Here is a 17670-nt window from a genome sequence, read left to right as displayed (position 1 = left end):
CGCACCGCTGCATGACGGGAGCGCCCCCGAGTCGACCGACTCGGGGGCACCTCTGTTGCATGCGACGCTTGGGCCAAGCTGTTTGGGTAGCGTCATGGTGTTGCCGCAGAACGGAGTTCGCCGTGTCGCAGAGCATCGAGGAGCACACCGGCGCCCGGATCGCCCGTATCCGGAAGCAGCGCGGTCTGACGCAACAGGGGCTGGCGATGAGGGCACATGTGTCCAAGTCGTTGCTCTCGAAGGCGGAATGCGGGCAGAAGCCCGCCTCCCCGGCTCTGGTGGCAGCGTGTGCCCGTGCGCTGGGCGTCTCCACGTCCGAGTTGCTCGGGCAGCCCTACGCCGAGGAACTGCGCCGGGACCGGATGGACGCGCTGATCCAGCCGATCCGCGAGGGGCTTGAGAACTGGGACATCCCGCTTGGTTGGGCGACGGCTCCCCGTCCGGCAGCTCTGATCCGGGCTGATGTCCAGCGAGCCTTGGTGCTACGGCGACAAGCGCAGTACACGGACATGGTGCTCGACCTTCCGGCGCTGATCGACGAGTCGGTGGAGGCCGTGCACACCAGCACCGGGGAAGAGCGGCGCCTGGCCCACGAGTGCCTGGCCGGGACATTCCGTTGTGTGTTCACAGTGGCGTGGAACTTCGGTTACATCGACTTGGCGACCATCGCCCTCGACCGACTGGCCTGGGCCGCACCGCGCGCCGATGAGCCTGGACTCGCTGCCATGCACGCCTACCTGCGCGCGCAGACCACGATGTCCTCCGGCCGCTATGACGTGGGTATCCGGGTGATCGACCGCGCCCTGAGCGAACTCGACGGCCAGGAGTCACGCCGCCCGGCCGGGATCGAGGCAATGCGGGGCGTGATGCAGCTGCGGGCCGCGGTAATCGCGGGCCGTATGAAGGACCGTGACCATGCGGACGCCCGCCTGACCGCAGCCCGTGCACTCGCCCAGGCCACAGGCGAGTTGCCCGACTTCGGTGTCACCTGGGGACCGGTGAACGTCGGTGTGCATGCCGTGGCGATCGCCTCGGAGGCCAATGACTTCGGTGGCGCGATCGATCTTGCCGAGAACGTACACATCCCGCCCGGCTGGACCCGGTCTCGGGCGGGGCACCATTGGATGGACTTGGGCCGGGCCCACGCCTGGGCCGATCATCCGGAACAGGCTCTGGACTGCCTGCACCAGGCCCGGCGTATCGCCCCGCAGCAGACGCGCTACCACCCGACCGTACGAGACACCGTTCTGGCGTTGAAGCGGCGGGAGCGGACGCGCAGCAGCGCGCTGGCGCAGTACGCGGAGTGGGTCGGGATATAGCAGGCCTCACGCGACGGGAGTTGCACCTTTTGGTGCAACTCCCGAGTGTCCTGAGTCGGCAGGCTGACGTTTCGACAGGGCCCCGCGACCAGTGCATCGGTCGCGGGGCACGGCCAAGGCTTACCAGGAGTGTCGACTTGCCGCACCGTACTGCTCATACTTTCGACCCGCCTTGCCACCACGGCGGACTGCTTCGCGACGCGAGCACCGCGGAGGCACGACCATGGTGAATTCGGAGACTCATCTGCGTCTGCTTCCCTGGGCTGGACGGGACGGCAAGCCGTGCTATCTCGCGAGCGATGGCACGGGGTACATGTCCCGGCTCGCGGACAACATGGAGTCGGCCCAGCTCGATCTGGCCGGCGAAATCCTCCAGGACGCCCATGTAGTCCTGGACAGCCGCCAGTGGACGCCGGGCGAACTGCACCTGCTGGCCGTGGAGCTGACCGAGGCGCTGACCAATGTGCACCGGATCGCAGTCAGCCGGGGCGGGCGCCTACCTGCACCGGTGTACGTCGGCGTGGATGAGCAGGACGCGTCGAAGGGGCCCGCCCCGGGAACCGACGTTAACCTCGCGCTTTCACGAAGTGGGCGGTCCATCTGGTGATCAGGACAACAGAAAGTGCCTCTGACCAGCGAGAATGAGGATTGTCTAGGCCCTTGTTCCCGCCCCGGTCGGAGGCACTTTCCAGGTGAAGAAGCGTATCGGGTCGTACCCGCGTGTTCGCGCTGAGGGCGGAGGTCGCGGGGTGGTCTCGCAGGCCGGGGCCGTGCTGTTGCTGGAGGCGATCCGTAAGTCCGGTCTGGATCAGGCGATATCGGCGGCACTGACGCCGTGGCGACGCTCGCGGGCGGTGCACGATCCGGGCAAGATCTTGCTGGACGTGGCCTCGCGGTCGCGCTCGGCCGGGACTGTCTCGCCGATGTCGCCATGCTGCGGCCCGAGCCCGCCGTGTTCGGGCCCGTGGCCTCCGTCCCGACGGTCTTCCGACTCATCGACACCCTCGCCGCGGCCGGGCCGAAGGCCCTGTCCGCGATACGGGCCGCGCGGGCCGAAGCGCGTGAGCACGTCTGGAACGTGGCCAAGAGCGCGGCCCCGGACGCCACGAGGCAGGTGATCGTGGACCTGGACGGGGTGCTCGTGCTGTCTCACTCCGAGAAGCAGGACGCCACCGCGACCTGGAAGAAGACCTTCGGCCACCATCCCCTGATGGGTTTCGTCGATCACGGCAGCAGTGGCAGCGGAGAACCGGTGGCCGGCCTGCTCAGGCCGGGCAGCGCGGGCAGCAACACCGCCGCCGACCACATGGCCACGGCCCAATTCGCTCTGGCCCAGCTGCCGAAGAAGTACCGGCGGGGACGCCAGACTCTGATCCGTACCGACTCCGCAGGCGGCACCCATGAGTTCGTCGCCTGGCTCGCGAAGCGGGGCCGGTGGCTGTTGTACTCGGTCGGCTTGACCATCACCGATGCCATCCACGAGGCCGTCCTCAAGGTCCCGCCCGCCGCGTGGGCGGTGGCCGTCGAGCCGGGCGGCGACATCCGTGACGGCGCCTGGGTCGCCGAGATCACCGGCGACTGCCTCAAGGGCTGGCCGAAGGGAATGCGGCTGATCGTGCGCAAGGAACGGCCCCACCCCGGCGCCCAGTTGCGGATCACGGACGCTGACGGACTGAGGCTGACCTGCTTCGCCACCAACACCACCGACATGCCGATCGCGGCACTGGAGTTGCGGCACCGCCAGCGGGCACGGGCCGAGGACCGCATCCGTGCCGCCCGCGCCACCGGCCTGCGCAACCTGCCCCTGCACGACACAGCGCAGAACCAGATCTGGCTGGAGATCGTCCAGGTCGCCCTCGACCTGCTGGCCTGGATGCCCATGCTTGCCCTGACCGGCGAAACCCGCAGGTGGGAGCCCCGCCGCCTGAGGCTCCGGCTGTTCTCCGCCGCCGCCCAGCTCGTCACCACCGCCCGCCGCCGGCACCTGAGATTCGCCCGCCACTGGCCCTGGACCGATGTGATCACCGATGCCCTGGCACGACTCCACGCTCTCCCGAATCCCGGCTGACCAGTACGTTCCCGTCCCTACGAGCAGCACCACCCCGACCGGAGCCGTGGAACCTGGCGCCCACCCGGCGCGAAAGCCGGGCCGTCAGCCTGCCCACCATCAGCCCGAACAGCCGAAACGGCCCGCCGAAGAACCGACGAACCGTCACGAAAGATCGAAGCTAACGTCCGTGAACCGGTGCGGGCCTAATTGCTTGAAGGCTAAGGGTGTCCCGTAATCCCCGGTGGATCAGCGCACGGCGTCAGATGCGGTGCATCGCAAGGCGGAGGGTCGTCCTCATACTGGGCGTATTCGGGCGATTCGACAACGCAGCGAGGTGCCGTAGCTGTCGTCGTGCGCCCGCCGGGGATTACGGGACAGCGCTTTAGTGGGTCACCTCAGCGCTTACCTCAAGAACTCGGGCTCCATGAACATCCAAGGCCGCAGCTACCTGCTCTGCCGCCTCTTCGCTGAATAGCCCGATGGTCACACTGAGGAGGAATCCAGACGTAGGAGGATGCTGGGCTTCCCGCTGTAGGGCGAATTTGTCCCCATCGGGCAACGAGAACGCGAAGCACAACCATTCAGCCAGATCGTCCACCGCAATATCGGGGCGCCCCCAGCGGCGATACAACCGAAAGAGGTCGACTTCGAGCAGTGCCAAATATCGAACATCCTTCAGAGCTATCTCTTCTTCAGGAATTCGCCGCAGACCACAAAAGCTCAGCTCCATCGAATCGCTCTACCTCGCATCTGTAACTATGATCGGAATGGAAGCCCAGTCCTTGCCGCCGGAAGTGAACTCTGTGACGCCGTTTACCCGGCCAGCCTCCCAGGCGGCGTAGCCGGTCCGGCTCGATGCTGCGCTGGGCTGAACTGTGGTGTAGAACTCCACGCTTCCCGGACCAGCACTATTTGGCAGTGGCCCAATATGCGCCTGAGCAGCAGGGCCTCCTCCGGTCCTCGGATATGTACCCCACAGCTCCCCGGACTCCACCATCATGTCGCGCACTGCGACCGTCTGCGTGGACGATCCGTGCGATAGTCTGTGGAATGGTCCGTAGAGCAGTGCTGGTTGCCTGATGCTCGCTTGGCCAGCGCCAATAGCTAGGGGCGCTCTAGCCGGGGCCCCCGCTGCGGGGGGGCCCATGCCCTTCAGTGACGCGCCAGCGGCGCTCGCTCCCACGCCCCTCGCGGCAGCCCACTCCCACCCTGCGCCTATAAGGTACAGGGCAGCGGTGACGGCAGCTTCTCCGCAATCCTCGCCGCTGGTGACGCATCGGCCCGCAACCTTCACGCCGAATGGGTCGTCGCCGACTTCAAGTAGACCCACTCTCTTCGCGGTGCCGCAGAACGCTGTGTAGCCGCTACTCGACCCGTTTCGCCCGAAGCATTGATTCTTGGCCCACGACTCTAGGCGGTATCCGTACGAGTCCTGGGACTTGTATGCGGCTGCATAGTTGCTCAGTTCGTTGAACTGAGGCATCCGGATTCCATCAATCACGGGCTGACCGTCGCTGGAAGTACTCACTGTTCCGCTGGGGCTTGCGGCCGCAGTCCCGCCCTCGTCGGGCTTGGGCTGCGGGGGGCGGCCGCCGTCCACGTATCGGAATCCGGGATTGCAGTCGTCGCACCACGTGCCTGTCGGGTCGCTGGACGTGACCGGGGTGTTGTTGGCGTAGGCGTAGCCGTTCAGGGACTGGTGCTGGTCGAGGGCCAGGATCGGGTCGACGCTGATGAACTGGCCGATGACCGGGTCGTATTCGCGGGCGCCGATGTGGGTGAGGCCAGTGGTGTCATCGGCCGGCTTGCCGAGGAACGCCTTGTCGTCCGGCCAGGACTTCGGGGTGGTGCCCCGAGGGGAGCCGAACGGGGTGGTGTAGCGCTTGGTCACCGCGAAGGTGGTGGCATCCAGAGCGAGGCTGGAGGTGCCGTGGTGGTCCCCGGCGAGGAGGGTCAGTTCGGTTTCGGTGTTGCCCTTGGTTCCGGTGCGCAGGGCGATGGTCTGGCCCGCCGCCGTGTAGTAGCGGGCACCGGTGAGGGTCTTGGTCGAGCCCTTGGTGGTGAGGCGGACCTCGTTGCCTCCGGGGAGGTAAAGGACCGTGTCGCCGTCACCCGTCGTGTTGCGGCGGATGAGCAGCTCGCCGCTCGCGTCGTAGAGGTAGCTGGTGCCGGCGGCCGGCTTGCTGCCCGCTGCGGCTTCCTTCGTGGAGACGAGGTCGCCCTCGCTGTTCCAGGTCAGGGTCTGCGTCGCCTGGGTGCCGGGGCGCTTGGTGGTGTTGCCGGAACTGTCGTAGGAGTAGGTCGCCGACCTCGCGCCCGAGGTCGAGGCCAGCGGGTGGGGCTGGCCGTCGGTGGTGCCGTAGGTGTACGTGGTGGTCTTGTCGCCCGATGACGCGTGCACCGTCTCGGTCTTGCGCTGCCCCGAGTCCGTGTAGGTGTAGCTGTGCCAGTAGGGCGCCGCGCCGGAGAGGTTGGCCGTGGTGCGGCCGTCGGCGCCGCAGTTGCGGAGCTTGGGGGTCCAGGATTCGGTCAGGCGGCGGTGGTCGTCGTACCGGAAGCACTGGTAGTCGGGCTTCGTTGTGCCGCCCAGCGTGGTCGCGTCGAAGATCGAGGTGACGTTGCCGGCGTCGTCCTGGTTGATCTTGAGCTCTTGCAGCATGTAGTCGTGGACGGTGTCGGTCACATAGGACCTGGTGAGCCGACGGGTCCCCGACTCGTAGTCGAAGCTCAGGAACGCCTGGTCGTCGGGGCCACGGCCGGTGGTGAGCTGGCGCAGGTCGCCGAGCTCGGAGTACAGGGCTCCCTGGAGGTAGTGGCTCTTGCCCTGCAACTGAACCTGCTGGCCTACCGAGTTGTACTTGTTGCCGACCCGCTCCGCCGGCAGTCCGGCGACAGCGGGGCTGCCCGTCTGCAAGAGCGTGCCGTCGAAGTTGTACGACTGGGAGAACGCGAGCTTCTGGGGAACGCCCGCGGTGACCAGCGGGTCGTCCGTCGGCAGAGTCAGCTCGCTCTCCTTGACCCTGTAGAGCGCGTCGTAGTCCGTGACCGTCTGGGTGTATGCCTTGCTGTTGGTCTGGTTGACGCCGTTCTCGTAGCGGACGGCCGAGTCCTGCTGGCCCTTGGCGAGGGTGTCGAAGGTCCAGGCGGCGAGTTTGGTCGCGTCAGACTTGGTGCCGTCCCACAGACCTGTCTTGCGTCCGAGCACGTCGTACTCGGAGAGCAGCGTCTTGCCGCGGGCATCCCGGCTGCTGATCATCTGGTCGAGCGCGTTGTACGTCGTCGTCGACGTGCCCGTGTCGGGGTCGTCGGAGCTGACCTGACGACCGAACAGGTCGTATGCGTAGGTCCACTTGGCCTTGTCGGGACCGGTGACGGTGCTCTGCTTCCCGTCCGCGGTGTAGGTGTACTTGGTGCTGGTGTAGTCGCTGCCGGTCGGCTTGGTGCCGCCGTACTCACGGCGCTCGGTCGTCCGGCCCAGGGCGTCGGTGACCACAGCGGTCGCCTGGCCACCGGTCGGGGCCGTCGTGCTGACCGTGTCGCCGGTGTAGGTCGTCTCGACCGTCCAGAGCGCCACGTTCTTGGTCTTGGTCTCGGCCTTGATGGGCCGGCCCGCGCCGTCATAGGTCGTGTCGACCTGCATCGGTGCCTGGCCGCCGTCGGTGGCCTGGACATCACCGTTGGGCTCGTTCTTCTCGTCCCAGATGTCGGACTCCGCGGTAGCGGCGAGACCTCGCTCGTCATAGAGCGTCTGGGAGATCACCCGGCCGCCGACGGGCGACGGCGCCTGGACCTGACGGAGGCGGAGCAGCGAGTCGTAGATCTCGTAGGTCGTGATGTACGCCTGAGGGCTGACGCTGGTCGTGGAGACCCAGGACCAGTCGTTCTCCTTGGCGGTGACGTGGTAGGCGTAGCTGTAGCTGGGAGTCTCGTAGGTCTCCCTGAGGCGGTTGGGCAGCCAGACCTTGGTGACACGGCCGAGGCTGTCGTACTCGCTCTGGGACTCCTCGCCGTTGGGGTCGGTCGTCTTGAGGGAGGCGCCAGTTGCGAAGTCCAGCAGCGTCGTGCCGGTGTGCCCCTTGGCGTTGGTGACCGTCGAGCTCGTCAACGGACCGCTGGTCGTGGGGGAGTAGGTGGTCTTCGCGGTGGTGGTGCCGTTGGTGTCCTTGACCGTGAGGGGACGTCCGAGCGCGTCGAAGCTCGTCGTGGCGACGGTCTGCCAGATCGGCTTGCCGTCGCTGCCGTAGCCCGATGCCCGCCCGGTCCAGAGCGGTTCGCCCTTCGTGGGCTTCTGGGACTCGCTCCAGGTGGTCGTGTCGTATGCCGCGGCGGTGTCGGAGATGACATCACCCGCAGACCTGGAGTCCGCCGGAAGGTCCAGCTTGTCGTCGGTCAGCGTGCAGGGATTCGCCACCGGGCTCGACTTGAGGTTGGCGGTGACCCGGGTGCGCGCGACAAGGCTGTTGATCCCGGCCGCTTCATTGCGGGCGTACCAGGTGCGGGCGCAGGTCTCGTCGCCGAGCGTGGCGTTGTCGCCCTTGTCCAGGACGGTCTCGGCCATGCCGTGGTCGTCGTACGTGGTCACCGTGGAGCGGACACGGTCGACGGCCGTGCCGCTGGAGGTGATGCTGGTACGGGTGTGGCTGGCGCCGGTGCGGACGAAGTACGCCTCGGTGTCGGCGTACGACTTGTGCTGAGTGGCGGTGCGCCGTGACCAGGGGTCGTTGACGGTGCCGCCGACTTCCTGGGAACCGTTGTACGTGACGGACTCTCGGGCGAAGCCGGCGTACTGGTCGGCGTCGGTGATCTGCGGGGCCTTGATGCCGGTGACCTTCGCGCTCTTGCGCGCGTCCGGGTCGAGCTTCTTGCCCGTGGAGTCGAGGACGCGGTCGCCGTTCATGCCCTGCAGGTAGACGCTGACCGACTTGGACTGGGTCTTGCCGGGCAGGCCGGTGACGTGGGTGACCTTCTTGAAGCCGCGCCAGACCGACCAGGTGCGCTCCTTCTCCTTGGTCAACGGGTCCTCGTTGTAGTGCCAGGCGGGACCGGAGTAGGAGTAGGTGTGCTCGACAGCGGCCGAGCCGCCCTGGGGGTCACTCGTGGAGACGCTCAGGACGGGGTACTTGTGGAACCAGTCGAGGATCGGTTCCTTCGCACCGTTCGGCGACCAGTAGACGGGGTAGCACCGGCGGGTGTTCTCGTCGGGCCTCGGCTTGGACTGTCCGGCGAGGCAATCGGCCTCCATGTACGTGACGGTCGTCTTGGCGCCCGTCTCGGAGGTGATGTTCCTGAGGCGGGGCTTGTCCAGGGTGATGATGTCGTCGTTCTTGCCGTCGACGCGGTTCGGCCGAGCCTCGTAGTCGAACGTGACCGGGGGCAGGGTCAGATCGGTGCCGTGCTTGCCGGTGTACCGGATCTGCTTGAGCCACAGGGCCTGGTCGTGTGAGTCGCCTGTGTCACCCGGGTCGTAGTAGTCCTGTACAAGGGCCCAGGAGCCCACCGACGCGTAGCCGGGCTTGGTGGCGGCCGCGTCCCACGCCTGGGTCGCGATGCCGGTCATCCGCTTGCGGGTGTAGAAGGTGGGGCTGACGCTGCCCGTGCACTTGCGGTCTTCCTTGCACTCAGCGTCGAAGGGCACGTCAGGCCAGTTGTTGCGGGTGTCGTCGGTCAGCGAACCGCAGTCCTCCAGGCAACGCTCGCTGTACGAGAAGACGACCTTGTTCGACGCGGCCGGCTTGGCGGAGAAGAGAGCGCCGGCCCGCTGGCCGTAGCGGATCTCGTCGAGGTAGCCGCCGCGGGTGTAGGCGGTGCCGTTGTTGTCGTCGCCGAGGGTGTCGTAGTGGTTGGTCTCGGCGGTGTACCAGTACGACATGGCATTGCCGCGGGTGTCCTCGACGTAGTCGAGGTTCCACCGCCATGCCTGCTTCTTGGAGCGCTCGGAGAACCGGTCGCCCGAGGAGTAGCCGGGCTCGCCCGCGTCGTCGCCGAAGACCGGCACGGTCCACACGGAGTTGGTGCGGTCGCTGTCGCCCGCTCCCGGGAGCTTGTTCAGGCCGAACTCGTACCGGGTGCCGTCACCGGTGACGACGGTCCAGCGCTCGCCGTCGTCGTCACCGTTGTCCCCTCCGGTGGACCGGGTGACGGTCGAGGCGTCGTCGTTCTTCAGCCGCCACTTGCCCGTGGTGTCGTCCTTGACGAGCTCGGAGGCCCTGCCGTTGAGGACGAGGGAGGCGTTCTCGTACTTCCAGCACAGGTCGTGCTTGTCCGACTGCCCGTCGTCGTCGCACGAACCGTACTTGCGCTCGATGTACGACGAGGTGATGTCGAAGCCCTCGGCGATCACCGTGCCCTGGTTGTTCGTGGACGCGATACGGCCGTCCACGCTGCCCGAGTCGTAGGAGACGGCCAGATCCGGCTTGGGGCCGGCCGCGGAGGGCGGTACGCGCAGCGGATACGACCAGGTGAAGCTGCCGGAGGAACCGCCCGCCTCCCAGGTGGAGGACGAGGAGAGCGGGGTGGCCTTGTAGTCGCCTCCGCCGGACTTGGTGCCTGCGGCGAGTGCCAGGACCATGGTCCGGCCGTTGGCGGCTGGCGCGCTGGCCGACCGGGCGGCTGAGCCCGAAGCGGTGAAGGACAGACGGGTATCGAGCGTCTGCTTCTTGCGGCGGTTGGTGAATTCGGCGGGGGTGCGCTTGCGGCACTTCGCGGCGGCGGGCGAGGTCAGTGCGCAGTCGGGCAGCCGCAGCACCTGGAGCCGGCCTGCCCAATCGCCGCCATAAGCGGCGGCGAAGGCCGCGTAGCCGACACTGAAGTCGGTCTGACCGCCCTCAGCCGGACCGGCGACGGTCAGGACGACACCCTTGACGCCGAGCTCCGCTGCCTTCTTCTGGTCCAGGACGTTGACGGTCACCGAACTGGCGCCTGGCGACGCCTTCGTGCCCTTGTCCGCCTTCGGGACTGCGACGGTGACGGGCAGCGATCCGGGGGCCGCCTTCGCCGTGCCCTTGGCGGGGACCTTGAGGGTCGCTGTCCCGTTCTTGGGCCAGGTGACCTTGCGGTCCTGGACGGCGTGGGCGCGGGCCGCATCGGCCTGCATGGTCGCCGCGCGCTTGAGTTCGAGGCTTGCGGCCTTCTTGTCCCGCCGGGGAACGAAGGGTGAGACGTCGGCCGACCGGGGCTTGCCCAGAAGGGGCCGGCCCAGCGGGCGGGGCTCCGACGTGCCGTCGGCGGCGTACGCCACCGGGCCGAGGAGGCCCGGCAGCATGGTCAGTGCGGCGACCGTGCCCAGAGAGCGCACGGGCCATCTGCGGCGGCCGCGACTGCCGGCCGCCGGTGGGAACCGATTCATTGGTGTTTTCGCTTTCGCTGAGTGCCGCTCCGCACGGGGCGGCAAGAGCGGATGTGCCCACGACATCGAGGTGGGCGGAAATGGCGGTGATGACGGAGACGAGACGGACATGAGCCCTGGTGGGCGCCCGTTGCGAGCGCCCACCAGGAAGGACGGCGTCACCCGACGCTGGTGTCGCCCATGACCTTTGCGCTGATCTCGTCCTCCGGGATCGCGCCGGCCCAGACCCGTGTCTCCTGGAGTGCTCCTGGCAGGTAGGTGCCCGTGGCACCGGCTGTTGGAGCACGGCCGGCGGTGATCCGGCCCCGGCCCTGCTGCGCCCGTGGGAAGTCCGCGTCTGAATCGGACATCTGTTGCGCTGCGCCGACGTACAGATGCGTGCTGCCGTAGCCGGCCGCCGCCTCCTCGGCGGCGTCGAATACGCCTGTGACCTGCACCCAGGTGCCCAGATCGGCCGGCGCTTCCGAAGCCACCGAACCGGTGGCGACGACCTTGCCGCTCGCATCCGTCGCAGTACGGCCGAAGTGCCAGGCATAGCGGCTCGTGGAGGGCTTCTCCACCCACAGCGCCCAGGAAGCCTGCTTCCCCTCAGGCGTGGCCTGACCGAAGACATACGCCTTCGTGCCGACCGGTAGAGCCTCGAACTTCGCCTTGTCGAGCTTGACGCTCGCTGACACGGTGAACGAACCGGTCTCGTCGACGACCGGGCCGTCGGCGACCAGGTGGCCGGACGCGCCGTCCAGGCGCACCTCGCCCTTCGTGGGCGCGGCGACAGCCCCCGTGCCCGAGATCTTCATGTCCGGGGCGTAGGGGGTGGCATCCGCGATCGTGCCGTTCGCCGCCGCTGCGGCGTCCCAGTGGGCGACCAGTTCGGTGGCGGTGACGCCGTTGGCGTCCTTGACCACATGCTCCCCGCGCACCTCGTCAGCGTCCAGCCCTCGCTGCCACACGGCGAGTTCGTCGACGTTGCCCTTGAAGTACTCGCCGGCGGCGGACGCGCCGATCGTCATTCCGGCCCCGGACGTCCATGGCTCGTAGTCGGCGTTTGCCGCCTTCAGCCGCACGGGCGAGCCCTGTGGACGGCCGTTCACGAAGAGCTGGATGGTGTCGTTGCTCTCGTCGGTGTCCTTCTTGGTGTCGAAGACGCCCGTCAGATGCGTCCAGACATTCAGTGGCGCGTCGGAGGCGTCGGACACCGAGCTGACGTACTCGGGCTTGTCCGAGTCGGCGACAGCCCGGTTGAACACCCACTTCTTGGTCGAGCCCGAGTAGAACAGGTTGAACGCGGCTGCCTTGTGCTCTCCCGGGGCGGAGGCGACCACCCTGGTCCTGGCACCGTCCGTCAGCGACACCCAGGCGGAGACGGTGAAGGAGTCCTTGGTGTTGACGGGCGCGGTCTTCGTGGATGCGTAGCCGGTCTGCTTGTCCGGATCGTCGTCCACGTCCTCGTTCAACCGCAGTGAGTGGTCACCGGGTCCCAGGCGCCCCCGTACCGACCAGCTCGCGGCCTTGCCGCTTCGCTGGTGCAGCGTGATCGGGTGCCTGGCGCTGCCCGCGTCGGCGCTGTCCGCCGCCGTGGTCCCCGTGTTCTCCCCGAAGTGCCAGCGGCCCACTGCCTTCTCGCCGGACTTGACCTTGAAATGGAACTCAGCCGGGGCGCTCGTCCGGTCCCGCACGTCGATGGCCTCCACCCGCAGCACCTGGGTGCCCGACGTGGTGGGGACGGATCTGATCGTCACCGATCCGTCGCTGCCGACGTCGTCCTCGCGGTGCGTGTCGTCAGCGCGCTCGGTCAGCAGACGCCAGCGGTAGCCCGTGATGTCCTTGTCCGCGGCATTGGGCTTGAGCGTGAACGAGCCCTTGATCCCCGGCCCGCCCCCGCTGGGGCAGTCGTTCGTGGTGCACTCCTCGTAGGGGCCGTTCGAGGTGATCCGCGGCTCCTTGGGGGCAGCGGTGTCGAACGTGAAGTAGCACCAGACGGTGGGGGAGGAACTGAGGCCGTTCAGTTTGCCGTCGTACGTCCAGTACGACTTGGTCCAGAACTTCACCCGGTACGTCGAGCCGTCCACGGCGGGGTTCATCCGTCGCTTCGACAGGTAGTTGTCGATCTGGTAGCCCGTCGGCGGGTCCTCCGCTTCCCACGCCGTGGCCCAGGTGCCGTTGTTCTGCTTCTTCTCCGCGTGGTGGTACACCCGCAGGGAGCCGCGTTCGTCCCAGCCGGCGGGAGTCACCGCGGTCTGGGCCATGGCCTGGAGGTAGGGGTCCTCGCGGGTGGCGGTCTCGGCGGTGGCCTCCGTCGTTCCGCAGCCCGGGACCGTTCCGCTGCCGGGGATGACCCCGATGTTCGTCGGCACCCCGGGCTTCAGGGCGTAGACGACCTTCAGCTCGGCGTTGTCCTCGAACCGCTTCCAGGCATCCGGGTTGCCCTCGTCCTTCGCCCGCAGCATGAGGGTGAGGCGGGAGAAGTTGCCGTCGGCGAAGGAGCGCACCGTCTTGGTGAGGTTCTCGTCCGACTCGCTGCCGGCGTCGTGAAAGTCGATCCAGGAGTCGGGCTGATCGGGGTCGCAGGCGTCGCCCCGGCCAGCGGAGATCTGCCGGTCGACCATCAGGTCCAGCTGGTCGGGCCCCGGCCAGTCGGTGGAGCTGGAGATGTTGTCCGTGCGCCAAAGGTCCACCCACTGCGCGGTGCAGGAGAACGACCAGGTCTCGTAGGCACGGAAGGTCGCGTCGATGACGTACTTCCCGGCGAGCTTGGTCGGTGCGAACTCGAAGTACATGCGATTCGTGTAGTTCGAACCGCAGTACCAGGGGCCGACACGGTTGCAGTTGCCGACTCCGTAGTCGCCGTTGAAGTTCCAGAACGTGTCGCCGTCCGAGGAGAGCACCGTCCGCTCGGATACGCCCAGGCCCATCGAGGGGTCGATGTAGACGGGGTACACGGTGTCCTCGCCGCGCAGCACGTCCATGTCGGGTGTCACGGCCACCTGCCCGGAGCTGACCTGCACCGGAAGGACCGCGGTGGTGTCGCCCTTGTCGGGGGACGCGGCCTCAGGGGACGAAGCGGCATCGGCCGGCCCGGTCCCGGCCTCCGGTGGGGGACCTTCGGTGGTTGCTGCCGGACCGGCGGTGGTGACTGCGCGCCGCAGCATCTGGGTCCGGACTCCGCCGTCCCCCGCGGCGTCGCTGCCGCCCGCCGAGTCCCACATCAGGCCGGCCGGGCCGTGGAAGACCGTGTTGCCGTTCTCGTCGAGCGCGCGCAGACCGCCGCCGGGTGCCGGTGCGACCCGCAGGCCGTCGCCGGTGGCGGTGAGTTCCACCGTGTTCAGTTCCGGGTTCGCCGCCGCCTGAGCGGACTTGACGACCAGGACCTCGCGGTAGCCCTCGGCCGTCGCGGTGAGCTGGAGGTCGACGCCGTCGAAGACCTCCGGATACGTGGCGGTCGGCCCGTCCAGCGTCGGCCGGGGCAGTCGTTCGGGCCACCCCAGGGTCACCGATCCCTGGTCTCCGGCGAGCCGGATCATGTCCTTGCCGTCGCTGCCGCCCGAGAAGGACAGGTCCACGACGGAGGCCTTCGGCCCGATCGTCCCGTCCGGGCGGCGTACGAGCGTCACGTCCACATCACGCCAGTTGCCGTTGCCGTCCTTGGCCCGCTGCGGAGCCGTGGACTGCGTGATGGTGAACGTGCCGTCCGGATTGGCCTCGGTCCTGGTGTACTCGGAACGTTCCGAGACCACCTCGACGGGCTTGCCCGAGCGGGCGGCCAGAGCCGACGCGCCCTGCGCCGACACCGGCGCGGCGGGCGCCGCGGCTGCGGCCGCTGACGCTGGTTGTGCTGAAGCCGTTCCGGTCAGTGGCTGGATCATTGAGGCCACGACCGCCGCTGTGGTCAGAGCGACGGTCCTCCGGCGCGCATGACGGCGCACCACGGTGTTCACAGGTTCCCCCCTGATGTGCATGACGTGTGCACGAAGTTCGAAATCTTGTACGCATGTTGCGGATGCGTCAAGCTCAATTACTTTCCGTGCCTGTCGGAGCGTCAGGGAATGCCATCAAATGAGGCTGAACCTAGACTTTCCAGGACGTAGTGAAGTAGAGACGAGGAGGCGCACATGTCCAAGCGAGGCAACAAGCGGCGTGCCCGTAAGAAGAGGAAGGCGAACCACGGCAAGCGGCCCAACGCCTGAGCCGCATTGGTTGTGCGCTGTTCGCCGTGCGGTATGTGCCGTCCGGGCCGGTCTTCCACGGGGGGAGGCCGGCCTTAGGCTTACCGCGGAGTACATCGGTGGTGGGAGGGCGTCGGGCGTGGGTGGTACGGACAGGGGCAGCAGCAAGCGGATGCCGCGCGAGGTGCGGGAGAAGCAGATGCTGGACGCCGCCGTGCAGTCGTTCGGGCGGCTCGGGTACCGCGCGGCGTCGATGGATGAGATAGCGGAGCTCGCCGGGGTCTCCAAGCCGCTGGTCTACCTGTATCTCAACTCGAAGGAAGACCTGTTCACGGCCTGTATCCGGCGCGAGGCGGCGGCGCTGGTCGCCGCTGTGCGGGCTGCCGTGGACCCGGGGCTGCCGGCGGAGCGGCAGCTGTGGGAGGGGGCGACGGCGTTCTTCCGTCACACCATCGACCATCCCGACGCCTGGGCGGTGCTGCACCGGCAGGCGCGGACGCACGGGGAGCCGTTCGCGGCCGAGGTGGCCGTGATGCGGGACGAGCTCGTCGCCTTCGTGACCATGCTGATCGGTGCCGCCGCGCGGGAGGCGGAGGGGGCGGGGGAGCTCACCGACCGCGATGTCGCCGGCCTCGCTCAGGCGCTGGTGGGTGCGGCGGAGTCGCTCGCCGGGTGGGCGAACGACACGCCGGGTGTGTCCGCGCGGGAGGCCGCGGTGACGCTGATGAACTTCGCCTGGGCAGGCCTGAGCAACCTCATGGCGGGGGAGCGCTGGGCGGTTCCCCCGGCCGCCGATGCCGTGCGGTGAGCCGGTGCCTGCCCGTCAGGCCTGCTGCTCGCCTCGCGCCTGCCGCCAGTCCCGTACCACCGCGTCGACGTCGTAGGGCGTGAGCCCCAGCAGCGGGCCCGGAGGCGGTCTGCGGATGGCAGCGGAGATCTTTTCGTTGACGCCTTCGATGATGCGGCGCACCGCGGCCTCCGACGGAGCGCGGGTGGCGGCCTCCAGAGCGTCCTCGGCCTCCTTGCGCAGGGCGAGTGAAGGCGGCAGGTAGGAGAGGCCCTCGCGGTGCATCTTGCCCTTGATCCACCACATCTCGTCGTAGGACTCGGCGCCGCTGTCGGGCAGGGGTTCGCCGAAGCCCGGCAGATCCTTGAAGTCGCCGCGCTCGGTCGCCTCGCGGATCTGCTTGTCGACCCAGGACTCGAAACTGACGCCAGGTGGCTTGCGCTCCGTCACGCGTGCCAGCGTACGGGTGAACGAGGGACCGGCGAGAGGCGCGGAAGGAGGAGGCGCATGCGGGAAAGGTACGGAAAACGGGCAGGAGCCCCGGACCCGTACCGGGTCAGGGTACGAGAGCGGGGCTCCTTGGTACTGCTAAGTCGTGCGCGATCGCCGACCCTGGCTACTTAGGCCGGGGTGACGTTCTCCGCCTGCGGGCCCTTCGGGCCCTGAGTGACGTCGAAGTTCACGACCTGGTTCTCCTCGAGGGAGCGGAAGCCGGTCGCATTGATCGCGGAGTAGTGAACGAAGACATCCGGGCCGCCGCCGTCCTGGGCGATGAAGCCGAAGCCCTTTTCAGCGTTGAACCACTTCACGGTTCCGGTAGCCATAAGCCCTCCTTGGGCCAAAGGGTTGCCCTGCTCCAGAACCTGCAAACAAGTCTGAAAACCTACAAAAGCCTGCGGGTTACATGCTCCGCAGGCTCTGTACTGCAAGGGAAACCAAACTGCAACTTGCGGCGAGCCTAGCACGCAGGGTGTTCGCCGCGGTAGAGGGAAAGATCACTTCACCCGGATGTTTGATCCACACTTGACGAGCTGACGTTCACGTCGGCGCGCCCCGCCCAATGGATCGGCCCGGCCAAGGTCTAGCCTCACGCTGTGGACAGTCATGCAGCACCCGCACACCCCGCGGAACACGCCGTGAACGCCGCCGCCGCAGCCGACGACCGTCGCAGCCGGCCGCGCGTCGGGCACATCCAGTTCCTGAACTGCCTGCCCCTCTACTGGGGCCTGGCCCGCACCGGGACCCTGCTCGACCTGGAGCTGACCAAGGACACCCCGGAGAAGCTCTCGGAGCAGCTGGTGCGGGGCGATCTTCATATCGGCCCCGTCACCCTGGTGGAGTTCCTGCGCAACGCCGACGACCTCGTGGCGTTCCCCGATATCGCGGTGGGCTGCGACGGCCCCGTCATGTCCTGTGTGATCGTGTCCCAGCTGCCGCTGGACCAGCTGGACGGCGCACGCGTCGCCCTGGGCTCCACCTCCCGCACCTCGGTGCGCCTCGCCCAACTGCTGCTCGCCGAGCAGTGGGGCGTGTCGCCCGACTACTACACCTGCCCCCCTGACCTGGGCGTGATGATGCAGGAGGCCGACGCGGCCGTGCTGATCGGGGACGCCGCGCTGCGCGCCTCGCTGCACGACGCGCCGCGGCTCGGACTGCGGGTCCGTGACCTGGGTCAGATGTGGAAGGACTGGACCGGGCTGCCGTTCGTCTTCGCCGTGTGGGCGGTGCGCAGGGACTACCTGGCGCGCGAGCCCGCTCTCGTGCGGAAGGTCCACGAGGCCTTCCTGGCCTCCCGTGACCTCTCGCTCGAAGAGGTGGAGAAGGTCGCCGAGCAGGCGGCCCGCTGGGAGTCCTTCGACGCGGAGCTGCTGAAGCGGTACTTCACCACGCTCGACTTCCGCTTCGGCGCCGAGCAGCTCGCGGGGGTGCGGGAGTTCGCCCGTCGTACGGGGCCGACGACCGGGTTCCCGGCGAACGTGCGGGTCGAGCTGCTCGACGCCTGACAG

The 17670-nt window shown here is 68.0% G+C and carries 9 protein-coding genes and 1 pseudogene; 5 read left to right on the top strand and 5 right to left on the bottom strand.

Features of this window, described 5'->3' with window-relative positions; translation table 11 throughout:
- The first annotated feature begins 122 nt into the window (after positions 1 to 122).
- The 3 genes and pseudogenes from ABZ532_RS17430 (at position 123) to ABZ532_RS17420 (ending at position 3387) form a co-directional block, all read left to right on the top strand.
- Positions 123 to 1319, top strand: a complete 1197-nt coding sequence (locus ABZ532_RS17430; RefSeq protein WP_361283519.1) for a helix-turn-helix transcriptional regulator — start codon at positions 123 to 125, stop codon at positions 1317 to 1319.
- A gap of 223 nt (positions 1320 to 1542) precedes the next feature.
- The gene (locus ABZ532_RS17425) at positions 1543 to 1926 is read left to right on the top strand and encodes a hypothetical protein (RefSeq protein ID WP_361283517.1); all 384 of its coding nucleotides are present in this window, start codon (positions 1543 to 1545) and stop codon (positions 1924 to 1926) included.
- A gap of 85 nt (positions 1927 to 2011) precedes the next feature.
- Positions 2012 to 3387 (top strand): annotated as a pseudogene (locus ABZ532_RS17420) (IS1380 family transposase).
- A gap of 364 nt (positions 3388 to 3751) precedes the next feature.
- On the opposite strand, the gene ABZ532_RS17415 reads toward ABZ532_RS17420, so the two are convergent.
- The 3 genes from ABZ532_RS17415 to ABZ532_RS17405 form a co-directional block, all read right to left on the bottom strand.
- The gene (locus tag ABZ532_RS17415) at positions 3752 to 4099 is read right to left on the bottom strand and encodes a hypothetical protein (protein WP_361283515.1); all 348 of its coding nucleotides are present in this window, start codon (positions 4097 to 4099) and stop codon (positions 3752 to 3754) included.
- 9 nt (positions 4100 to 4108) lie between these two features.
- A complete protein-coding gene (locus tag ABZ532_RS17410; RefSeq protein ID WP_361283714.1) occupies positions 4109 to 10630 on the bottom strand; it encodes an RHS repeat-associated core domain-containing protein in 6522 nt (2173 codons plus the stop codon).
- A gap of 242 nt (positions 10631 to 10872) precedes the next feature.
- Entirely contained in the window at positions 10873 to 14649 is a 3777-nt protein-coding gene (locus ABZ532_RS17405) for a LamG domain-containing protein (RefSeq protein ID WP_361283513.1), read from the bottom strand.
- Positions 14650 to 15049: 400 nt separating this feature from the next.
- On the opposite strand from ABZ532_RS17405, the gene ABZ532_RS17400 reads away from it, so the two are divergent.
- Positions 15050 to 15685, top strand: a complete 636-nt coding sequence (locus ABZ532_RS17400; protein ID WP_361283711.1) for a TetR/AcrR family transcriptional regulator — start codon at positions 15050 to 15052, stop codon at positions 15683 to 15685.
- Between the two features lie 15 nt (positions 15686 to 15700).
- On the opposite strand, the gene ABZ532_RS17395 is transcribed toward ABZ532_RS17400, so the two are convergent.
- The gene (locus ABZ532_RS17395) at positions 15701 to 16114 is read right to left on the bottom strand and encodes a DUF1992 domain-containing protein (RefSeq protein WP_361283511.1); all 414 of its coding nucleotides are present in this window, start codon (positions 16112 to 16114) and stop codon (positions 15701 to 15703) included.
- Between the two features lie 170 nt (positions 16115 to 16284).
- Entirely contained in the window at positions 16285 to 16488 is a 204-nt protein-coding gene (locus ABZ532_RS17390) for a cold-shock protein (protein ID WP_017948713.1), read from the bottom strand.
- A gap of 312 nt (positions 16489 to 16800) precedes the next feature.
- Here ABZ532_RS17390 and ABZ532_RS17385 point away from each other — a divergent pair, with 312 nt between their 5' ends.
- Complete coding sequence (locus ABZ532_RS17385; RefSeq protein WP_361283708.1) at positions 16801 to 17667, top strand: menaquinone biosynthesis protein; 867 nt, start codon at positions 16801 to 16803, stop codon at positions 17665 to 17667.
- Positions 17668 to 17670: the final 3 nt, after the last annotated feature.

The organism is Streptomyces sp. NPDC019396 (assembly GCF_040632375.1).
GTDB lineage: Bacteria > Actinomycetota > Actinomycetes > Streptomycetales > Streptomycetaceae > Streptomyces.
The sequence above is the reverse complement of the archived record's forward strand: the minus strand, read 5'-3'. Positions and strand labels throughout refer to the sequence as shown.

What these genes read in the sequence shown, in the direction of transcription:
- ABZ532_RS17425 (WP_361283517.1), top strand. Translation starts at nt 1,543, where the DNA reads ATGGTGAATTCGGAGACTCATCTGCGTCTGCTTCCCTGGGCTGGACGG.
- ABZ532_RS17415 (WP_361283515.1), bottom strand. Translation starts at nt 4,099, where the DNA reads ATGGAGCTGAGCTTTTGTGGTCTGCGGCGAATTCCTGAAGAAGAGATA.
- ABZ532_RS17410 (WP_361283714.1), bottom strand. Translation starts at nt 10,630, where the DNA reads ATGCTGCCGGGCCTCCTCGGCCCGGTGGCGTACGCCGCCGACGGCACG.
- ABZ532_RS17400 (WP_361283711.1), top strand. Translation starts at nt 15,050, where the DNA reads ATGCCGCGCGAGGTGCGGGAGAAGCAGATGCTGGACGCCGCCGTGCAG.
- ABZ532_RS17390 (WP_017948713.1), bottom strand. Translation starts at nt 16,488, where the DNA reads ATGGCTACCGGAACCGTGAAGTGGTTCAACGCTGAAAAGGGCTTCGGC.